The following is a 7,929-nucleotide window of genomic DNA, read 5'->3' on the forward strand; positions in this document are numbered from 1 at the left end:
GCCCAAGGTCCTGATCCACCACAACGTGGCGGGCCAGCCGATCAACCGCCTGCTGACGGCCGCCGACCGCGCGTGGGCCGCCGCCGCTGGGCACGGGGTGTTCGGGCCTCGGGTGCGCTGGCGCGCGATGCTGGAGACGCTGGCCGCCGATGGCCATCCCGTCGAGCCGCCGCGGCGGCGCCTACGCGACGGCGTGCTGTCCGTGCCGTGGTCAGCCGTCGCACCTCAGTAGCGGTCGCACCTCACTAAGCTGGGCCCATGCGGATTGCCCTTGCGCAGATCCAGAGCAGCACCGACCCGTTGACCAACCTCGACCTCGTCGAGGGCTACACGCGGCGCGCGGCCGACGCAGGCGCCCGTCTGGTGCTCTTCCCCGAGGCCACGATGTGCCGGTTCGGAGTGCCGCTGAAACCCGTTGCCGAACCGCTCGACGGGCCGTGGGCCACTGGCGTGCGGACACTCGCCGAGCGGTCCGGGATCGTGGTCGTGGCGGGGATGTTCTGCCCCAGCGACGACGGCCGCGTCACCAACACCCTGATCGCGACGGGTGCGGGCATCGACGAGCACTATCACAAGATCCATCTCTACGACGCCTTCGGATTCACCGAATCACGCACGGTCGCACCAGGTCTCGACCCCGTGGTGATCACCGTCGACGGCGTCGGCGTCGGCGTGACCACCTGTTACGACATTCGCTTCCCCGAGCTGTACGTCGAGCTCGCCCAGCGTGGCGCTCAGGTCATCACGGTGCACGCGTCGTGGGGGTCGGGCCCAGGCAAGCTCGAACAGTGGACCCTGCTCGCCAGGGCCCGCGCGCTCGACTCCACCAGCGTCGTTGCCGCGGTCGGTCAGGCCTACCCGGGCGACGAGATCGCCGCCTCCGGGCCGACCGGGGTCGGCGGCAGCCTGGTCTGCTCCCCCACCGGCGACGTGGTGACCGCGGCGGGCGCCGATCCCCAGCTCCTGGTCTTCGACGTCGACCTGAATACCGTCGACCAAGCGCGAGACGCCATCGCCGTGCTGCGCAACCGAGCCGAGTTCGCGCAGTCCGGTAGGGCACAATCGCAGGCGTGACCGATCCCTCCGATCCCTGGGCCCGTCCCGCCCAACAGCCGCCGCCGCCGAATCAGCCCCAGTCAGGGAGCCCGGTAGAGCCGCAGTACGCCGGGCCGCCACCTCAGGGACCACCGGATCAGGGGCCGCCGCCTCAGGGACAACCACCCCAGGGATATCCGCCTCAGGGCCCTCCTCCTCAGGGTCTTCCTCAGACCCGGCCGTCCGAGGAGCCGACCCCGTCGCGGGGCGGCGGATTCAAGCGCCTCATCCGCGACCCACTCTCGATCGTGCTGGTCGTCGTCATCGTCCTCGCGCTCGGTGCCGCCGGCCTGATCGGCGGCGAGATCTACGCCCGCCACCGCGCCGACTCGGTCGTCGCCACCGCCACGAAGTGCGTCATCCAGGACGACGCCACGGTGTCGTTCGGCACCCTTCCCCCGTTTCTGTGGCAGCACGTGACCGGCCACTACGGCAACATCTCGATCACCACCGCTGGCAACCAGATCCGCGACATCAAGGGCATGAAGGCCCAGATCGCGATCGACGACGTCCGCCTGGGCGGCAACGGCAACTCGAAGGGCACGATCGGCGCCCTCGACGCGACCATCACGTGGTCGGCCGACGGCATCAAGCAGACCATCCAGAACGCCGTACCCATCGTCGGCAGCTTCGTCACCGGGGTCACGACGAATCCGGCGGACGGCACGGTCGAGTTGCAGGGCGCACTGGGCAGCATCATCGCCAAGCCCGAAGTCGTGAACAACGGCGTCTCGCTAGAGGTGCAGCAGCTGACGGGGCTGGGGTTCACCCTTCCGCGTGAGACCGTGCAGCCGGCGCTCGACGCCTTCAGCGGGGAGTTGACCAAGAACTACCCGCTGGGCATACACGCCGACAGCATCCAGGTCACCGACACCGGTGTGGTGAGCAAGTTCTCGACGCGCAACGCCACGATTCCCGCCGGCGGCGAGGACCCCTGCTTCGCGGGCCTCTAGGACTCGGGTCGCTCGTCAGAACGGCTCTTCGGTGCCACCGGGATTGCAGCGCGTGTCCACCATCGTGTTCTCGTCGACCACGGGCCGCCATGGCTCGAGATTCCAGCTGGTCTTGCCCGGCTGCGCGACCTCGGCGAACGTCCAGTGACACATGAACTGCTCGCGCATGCCCGGCAGGTCGGCATCTGGCGCGGACGTCAGCACCTCGCTCCAGGCCTCGTCGCCCTGGACCTCGTTGTTCAGCTGCGCCGCGACCTCCCGGCCCGCCGTGGTCGGGTACACGCGCAGGCTGGACAGGTCACCCCAGTGCGCCCACTCGGTGTGGTCGACGAAGGGCGGGCCTGCGACGGGGGCGGCAGCGGCGACGGGCGCACACGCCAGGAATAGCGCCGCCGTCACGGCGGCGACGAGGGGACGCATCGGGCTATCGCGACTTTCCCTGGACTTCGAGGACCTTCGGCCTGACGTCGACGAGATAGATGCCGACCGCACACGCCGCGATCGCGGAGCCGACCGGCGGCGGGAGGAAGACTCCCACCAGGCCGGTGCCGCCGAGGATCGCCAGCCAGATCGGCTTGGAGAGCTTCTCGGCAGCGGTGAAGGCGTCGGTGCGCTGGATCGCCGCATGGACGAAGGCATAAAGACCCACGAGCAGGACGCCCACCTGAATGGCGAAGAGGACGTAACTCGCCAGGTCCTGAAGCATCACACTCCAAGCCTATGCGGGTTACGTCCCCTCAGTCGACTTGACCTTTTCGAGGCCAAGTTCCCCCAGTCGACTTCGTTACTTCTGTGTCACCTTCTTGGCGGCAGGCGCCTTGGCCGGAGCCTTCTTGGCGGGCGCCTTCTTGGCAGGTGCCTTGGCCGCAGCCTTCTTCACCGGCGCGGCGGCCTTCTCTGCCTTCTTCGGCAGCTCGACGCCGACCAGCTTGGCGGCGCGCTCACCGACGGCGCGGGTCTGGCTGGCAACGGTCCCCAGGGCGTCCTGCGTCAGCTCGACGGCCTGGTCGGTCACGCTCTCGACGCGGTTGGCGGCCTCTCCGACAGCCGGCTGCTGGCGGATGCGCTCCAGCGCTGCCTCGCCGCGCTCGACGAGCTTGTTGTACGTCGTGGTGGCAGCCTCGGCGTAGCCTTCAGCGGCCCTACGCAGCTCGTCGGCGCTCAGCTTGTCGCGCAGTTCGGCGACCTGCGACGGGAGCTCTTCCTGCAGCTTGGTGACTCGGGCGCGACGCTCTTCGACGCGGGTGGACGCCTCGGTGCGGGCCTCCTCGGCACGCTCGCGGAGGCTGGCGACGATCTCGTTCACGGTGGCGAGTGCCAGATCGGCGGCGCCAACGGCGGCGAGCAGCGGAGCCTTGAGGTCTTCAACGGTGGGCTGGGTCTTGTCGGCCATGTTCTTCGATTCCCTTCGAAACGTTGTCTTCGGTTGGCTAATCAGCAGTTGATCGGATGTCAGTCAGTGGCTGGCTCCTCATCCAAGGCCTCGTTCTGTTGCACGAACGAGGTGTAGATGTCGAGCAGCACCTGCTTCTGCCGCTCGGTGATTGCGGTGTCCGTGACGATCGCGTCGCGGACCTCGCTCGGCTCGCTGGGCTCGAGAAGTCCTGCCCTCACGTAGAGCACGTCAGCGGAAACTCTCAGCGCCTTGGCAATCTGGTTGAGGACTTCCGCGGACGGCTTCCGCAATCCCCGCTCGATCTGACTGAGATAGGGATTACTGACGCCGGCCTTCTCGGCCAACTGCCGCACCGAAACCTGCGCAGCTTCGCGCTGGCTACGGATGAAGCCTCCGATGTCCTGTGCAGCGGTGGACACGACTGCGGCGAGATCTCCGTCTTGCGGCACGTGCAACCCCCTCTGCGTTGGGTATCCGAAATGCTTCGGACCCAACCGTAAGACGGAGTGCTAGCTATTGCAAGCGCTTGTTAGCAGTATTTCTGGGTCGCTCAGAAGAGGAGCTGCGCCACCGAGTAGATGACCAATCCGGCGAGCGAGCCGACCACGGTGCCGTTGATCCGGATGAACTGCAGGTCACGGCCTACGTGCAACTCGATGCGACGACTGGCTTCGTCCGCATCCCACCGCTCGATGGTCTCGGTGATGATCGCTGTGATCTCCGTCCCATACTGCTCAACGAGGTGCTGTGCAGCCCGCACGATCCACTTGTCGACCTTGTCGCGGAGGTGCGCATCGTCACGCAGCGACTCCCCGATGTGCACCACCGAGTCGGCGATCCGGGTACGCAGCGTCGAGGTCGGATCATCGACCGACTCCAGGAAGATGCGCTTGGCGGTGGTCCACGCCGTCTCCGCGGCCTTGGCTACCTCGTCGCGCGCCATGATCTGGTCCTTGACCTTCTCGGCGCGGGCGATCGTCGCCTCGTCGTTCTGTAGGTCGTCGGCAAACTCGAACAGGAACTTCGTCGCCGACCGGCGCAACTCGTGGTCGGGGTTGCGCCGCACCTTGTCGGTGAAGTCCATCAGCTCCCGGTGGATGCGGTCCCCGACGAGGCTGTCGACCCAGCGTGGCGTCCACGTCGGCGAATCACGTTCGATCACGCGCTCGATGATCTCGTCGGCGCTGAGCGACCACTCGAAGGCGCGATCGGCCAGCAGCTGAAGCAGCGCCTCCTGGCGGTGCTCCTCCAGCAGGCTCGACAGCACCCGTCCCACCGGTGGCCCCCACTGCGGCTGCGCGATGCGTTTGACGATCATGCGGTCAAGGACCTGCTGAACGTCGTCGTCGCGAAGCATCTCCACCAGCACCCGCAGCACCGTCGACGCCTCCGCGGCAACTCTCGCAGCGTGCGCCTCATCCGAGAGCCACTTACCCAACCGGTCGGCGACGTGGGCCTCCCGCAGCTTCGTCGCCACCACCTCGGGCGACAGGAAGTTCTCCCGCACGAAGGAGCCGAGACCCTCGCCGAGCTGGTCCTTCTTGCGCTTGATGATCGCGGTGTGCGGGATCGGGATTCCCAGCGGATGCTTGAACAGCGCCGTAACGGCGAACCAGTCGGCGAGCGCACCCACCATGCCGGCCTCCGCGGCCGCGCGGACGTAGCCCACCCAGCCCGCGGCACCGTGGCTCTGGGCCCACGCGGACACCAGGAACACGACCGTCGCGCCGATGAGAAAGCTCAGCGCGACGACCTTCATCCGGCGCAGACCGCGACGACGCTCGGCATCCGCTTCTGTATCAACACCCGCGATCGATTCCGCAAAGCTCGGCCGCTGTTCGGACGTCGGTGCGTGTACCACGCATCCATCATCCGTCATGGCGCCGGCGGCTGGTCCATCCCGCCGAGGCAAAGGAGGGTTTCGGCCGTATCATCGACGGGGACGAGGGAATGGAATGACGGCGGAAGTGGCACAGCAGACCCCCAGCGGGCCAGTGAAGACCGACGGCCGCAAACGGCGCTGGCACCAGCACAAGGTCGACCGACGCAATGAGTTGGTCGACGGAACGCTGGATGCCATCCGCCATCGCGGCAGCAATGTCAGCATGGACGAGATCGCGGCCGAGATCGGCGTGTCCAAGACAGTGCTCTATCGCTACTTCGCCGACAAGAACGATCTGACCACCGCCGTGATGATGCGCTTCGCGCAGCTCACCTTGATCCCCAACATGGCCGCGGCCCTGACGTCGAACCTCGACGGCTATGACCTGACCCGCGAGATCATCCGCGTGTACGTCGACACCGTCGCCGCCGAACCGGAGATCTACCCGTTCGTGATGGCCAACAGCTCGGCGAGCAAGAGCAAGGCGGTCGCCGACTCCGAGCAGATCATCGCGCGGATGCTCGGCGTCATGCTGCGGCGCCGGATGGGCCAGGAGGGCATGGACACCCACGGTGCTCAGCCGTGGGCATTCATGATCGTCGGCGGCGTGCAACTGGCCACCCACTCCTGGATGTCGCACCCGAGGATGACCGCCGACGAACTCATCGACTACCTGACGATGCTGTCGTGGAACGCGCTCGTCGGCATCGTCGAGGCGAACGGCTCACTGGAGAAGTTCAACTCGATGCTGCATCCGTCCCCGAAGGTGCCGCCGCAACTGCTTGACTGAGCGGATGGCTGACACCGATACCCCTGCGCTCTGGACGCACGAACCGCACGTCCACCTCGAATTCACGGCGGGCGACAAGGTTTCCGGCATCAAGACGCATGCCACCCCCGGCTTCAAGGGGTCGAAGTCGGATGCCCCCGAGCTCCAGGCCGAGCGCAACCAGCGCTTCGCCGAACTCCAGGAGATGCTGTACGCGAACAGCCGCTCAGGTGACACCCGCAAGGTTCTGCTGGTACTTCAGGGCATGGACACCGCAGGCAAGGGCGGTATCGTCAAACACGTTGTCGGAGCGGGTAATCCGCAAGGAATAGAGTACGCAAGCTTCGGCAAGCCGACGGCCGACGAGCTGGCCCACCACTATCTGTGGCGGATCCGCAACGCCCTGCCGCGCGCCGGGCACATCGGCGTGTTCGACCGGTCGCACTACGAGGACGTGCTCGTCGTGCGGGTACACGACCTGGTCCCACCCGACGTGTGGGGCGCCCGGTATGACGAGATCAACGCGTTCGAGAAGGAACTGGTCCACGACGGCACGACGATCGTCAAGGCCGCCATGTTCGTCTCCCTCGACGAACAGAAGAAACGGCTCACCAAACGCCTGGACCGGCCCGACAAGTACTGGAAGTTCAATCCGGCCGACATCGACGAGCGCGAGCTGTGGCCCAAGTACCAGGAGGCGTACCAGGCGCTGCTGGATCGGACGTCGACGGAGTACGCGCCGTGGCACGTCATCCCCTGCGATCGCAAGTGGTACTCCCGACTGGCGATCACCGAGTTGCTGATCGAGGCGCTGGAGGGACTCGACTTAACTTGGCCGCCAGCTGATTTCGACGTCGAGGTGCAGAAGCGCAGACTCGCCGACGCCTGACGAGGTGCCCGGGCGCCGGCCCGGCGAACCGCTACTTGACGAGGGTGAACTGGCCGATGTTGGTGATGCCGCGACGGAAGAAGTCAGCGCAACCCGTCAGGTACTTCATGTAGCGGTCGTAGACCTCTTCGGAGGTGATCGCGATCGCCTGGTCCTTCTCGGCCTCCAGGTTCTGCGCCCACATGTCCAGGGTCCGGGCGTAGTGCGGCCGCAACAGATGGGTGCGCTCCAGCGTGAAGCCCGAGTCCTCCGCCAGCTGCTCGATGTCCTCCACCGCAGGCAACTGCCCGCCGGGGAAGATCTCCTGGCCGATGAACTGCATGAACTTCAGATCGCTGATCGTCAGCTTGATGCCGTTCTCAACGAAGAACTTCTGGGTGTGCGCCAGGATCGTGTGCAGCAGCATGCGGCCGCCCTCGGGCAGGACGCTGTGGGCCCGCTCGAAGAACGCCGGGTACCGCTCCTGCTTGAAGGCTTCGAATGCGCCGATCGAGACGATGCGGTCGACCGGATCATTGAACTCCTCCCATCCCTGCAGCCGCACCTCCACGGTGCGCGACGTGGGGATCTTGGCGAGCCGAGCCCTGGCGTACTCGCTCTGATTCTTGCTCAGGGTGATGCCGATGACGTTGACGTCGTATTTCTCCACGGCCAGGGCCAGCGCGCCACCCCAGCCGCAGCCGATGTCGAGAAGTGTCATCCCCGGCTCGAGGTCGAGCTTGCCAAGTGCGAGGTCGAACTTCGCGAGCTGAGACTCGTCCAGCGTCATGTCGTCGCGTTCGTAGTACCCGCAGGTGTACCCCATGGTCGTACTCAGGAACAATGCGAAGAATTCATCCGATATGTCGTAGATCGACTGGGACTCTTCGTAATACGGCGATAGTGCAGACTTGGCTCGTGACATATGTTGACTATTCCCTGCTTTCCCACACGTGACGCATGCGC

The 7,929-nt window shown here is 66.1% G+C and carries 10 protein-coding genes and 1 pseudogene; 5 read left to right on the forward strand and 6 right to left on the reverse strand.

Annotation, left to right across the window (positions count from 1 at the left end):
• The 3 genes and pseudogenes from ACRDUX_RS04935 to ACRDUX_RS04945 all read left to right on the forward strand — a co-directional run.
• Window positions 1-232 (forward strand): annotated as a pseudogene (locus tag ACRDUX_RS04935) (class I SAM-dependent methyltransferase); the annotation flags it as partial.
• 26 nt (window positions 233-258) lie between these two features.
• On the forward strand, window positions 259-1,074 hold the full coding sequence (locus ACRDUX_RS04940) for a carbon-nitrogen hydrolase family protein (protein ID WP_526411578.1): 816 nt from the start codon (window positions 259-261) through the stop codon (window positions 1,072-1,074).
• Window positions 1,071-2,048 (forward strand): LmeA family phospholipid-binding protein, encoded by a 978-nt coding sequence (locus tag ACRDUX_RS04945; protein ID WP_526411580.1) that lies wholly within the window; start codon window positions 1,071-1,073, stop codon window positions 2,046-2,048. Before ACRDUX_RS04940 ends, ACRDUX_RS04945 begins: the two co-directional genes overlap by 4 nt.
• A 15-nt stretch (window positions 2,049-2,063) precedes the next feature.
• Here ACRDUX_RS04945 and ACRDUX_RS04950 read toward each other — a convergent pair whose 3' ends face one another.
• The 5 genes from ACRDUX_RS04950 to ACRDUX_RS04970 form a co-directional block, all read right to left on the reverse strand.
• Window positions 2,064-2,468 (reverse strand): DUF2599 domain-containing protein, encoded by a 405-nt coding sequence (locus tag ACRDUX_RS04950; RefSeq protein ID WP_526411582.1) that lies wholly within the window; start codon window positions 2,466-2,468, stop codon window positions 2,064-2,066.
• A gap of 4 nt (window positions 2,469-2,472) precedes the next feature.
• Window positions 2,473-2,754, reverse strand: a complete 282-nt coding sequence (locus ACRDUX_RS04955) for a DUF2516 family protein (protein ID WP_526411596.1) — start codon at window positions 2,752-2,754, stop codon at window positions 2,473-2,475.
• Between the two features lie 78 nt (window positions 2,755-2,832).
• Window positions 2,833-3,441: a heparin-binding hemagglutinin gene (locus tag ACRDUX_RS04960; RefSeq protein WP_526411584.1), complete on the reverse strand. Its 609-nt coding sequence runs from the start codon at window positions 3,439-3,441 to the stop codon at window positions 2,833-2,835.
• 59 nt (window positions 3,442-3,500) lie between these two features.
• Window positions 3,501-3,893 carry a helix-turn-helix domain-containing protein gene (locus ACRDUX_RS04965; RefSeq protein WP_526411586.1) on the reverse strand — a complete coding sequence of 131 codons (393 nt, stop codon included), beginning with the start codon at window positions 3,891-3,893 and terminating at the stop codon, window positions 3,501-3,503.
• A gap of 101 nt (window positions 3,894-3,994) precedes the next feature.
• Complete coding sequence (locus ACRDUX_RS04970) at window positions 3,995-5,323, reverse strand: DUF445 domain-containing protein (RefSeq protein WP_526411588.1); 1,329 nt, start codon at window positions 5,321-5,323, stop codon at window positions 3,995-3,997.
• A 76-nt stretch (window positions 5,324-5,399) separates the two neighbouring features.
• Here ACRDUX_RS04970 and ACRDUX_RS04975 point away from each other — a divergent pair, with 76 nt between their 5' ends.
• Window positions 5,400-6,116 (forward strand): TetR/AcrR family transcriptional regulator, encoded by a 717-nt coding sequence (locus ACRDUX_RS04975; RefSeq protein ID WP_526411590.1) that lies wholly within the window; start codon window positions 5,400-5,402, stop codon window positions 6,114-6,116.
• A gap of 4 nt (window positions 6,117-6,120) precedes the next feature.
• A complete protein-coding gene (locus tag ACRDUX_RS04980; RefSeq protein WP_526411592.1) occupies window positions 6,121-6,984 on the forward strand; it encodes a polyphosphate kinase 2 family protein in 864 nt (287 codons plus the stop codon).
• A 31-nt stretch (window positions 6,985-7,015) separates the two neighbouring features.
• Here the strand turns inward: ACRDUX_RS04980 and ACRDUX_RS04985 are convergent, their stop codons facing one another.
• Window positions 7,016-7,888 (reverse strand): cyclopropane mycolic acid synthase family methyltransferase, encoded by an 873-nt coding sequence (locus ACRDUX_RS04985; protein ID WP_526411594.1) that lies wholly within the window; start codon window positions 7,886-7,888, stop codon window positions 7,016-7,018.
• Window positions 7,889-7,929 lie beyond the last annotated feature (41 nt).

Origin of the sequence: Mycobacterium sp., assembly GCF_050701675.1 — a bacterium.
Taxonomy (GTDB): Bacteria; Actinomycetota; Actinomycetes; order Mycobacteriales; family Mycobacteriaceae; genus Mycobacterium.

What these genes read in the sequence shown, in the direction of transcription:
- ACRDUX_RS04970 (WP_526411588.1), bottom strand. Translation starts at nt 5,323, where the DNA reads ATGACGGATGATGGATGCGTGGTACACGCACCGACGTCCGAACAGCGG.
- ACRDUX_RS04955 (WP_526411596.1), bottom strand. Translation starts at nt 2,754, where the DNA reads ATGCTTCAGGACCTGGCGAGTTACGTCCTCTTCGCCATTCAGGTGGGC.
- ACRDUX_RS04950 (WP_526411582.1), bottom strand. Translation starts at nt 2,468, where the DNA reads ATGCGTCCCCTCGTCGCCGCCGTGACGGCGGCGCTATTCCTGGCGTGT.
- ACRDUX_RS04975 (WP_526411590.1), top strand. Translation starts at nt 5,400, where the DNA reads ATGACGGCGGAAGTGGCACAGCAGACCCCCAGCGGGCCAGTGAAGACC.
- ACRDUX_RS04980 (WP_526411592.1), top strand. Translation starts at nt 6,121, where the DNA reads ATGGCTGACACCGATACCCCTGCGCTCTGGACGCACGAACCGCACGTC.
- ACRDUX_RS04985 (WP_526411594.1), bottom strand. Translation starts at nt 7,888, where the DNA reads ATGTCACGAGCCAAGTCTGCACTATCGCCGTATTACGAAGAGTCCCAG.
- ACRDUX_RS04940 (WP_526411578.1), top strand. Translation starts at nt 259, where the DNA reads ATGCGGATTGCCCTTGCGCAGATCCAGAGCAGCACCGACCCGTTGACC.
- ACRDUX_RS04960 (WP_526411584.1), bottom strand. Translation starts at nt 3,441, where the DNA reads ATGGCCGACAAGACCCAGCCCACCGTTGAAGACCTCAAGGCTCCGCTG.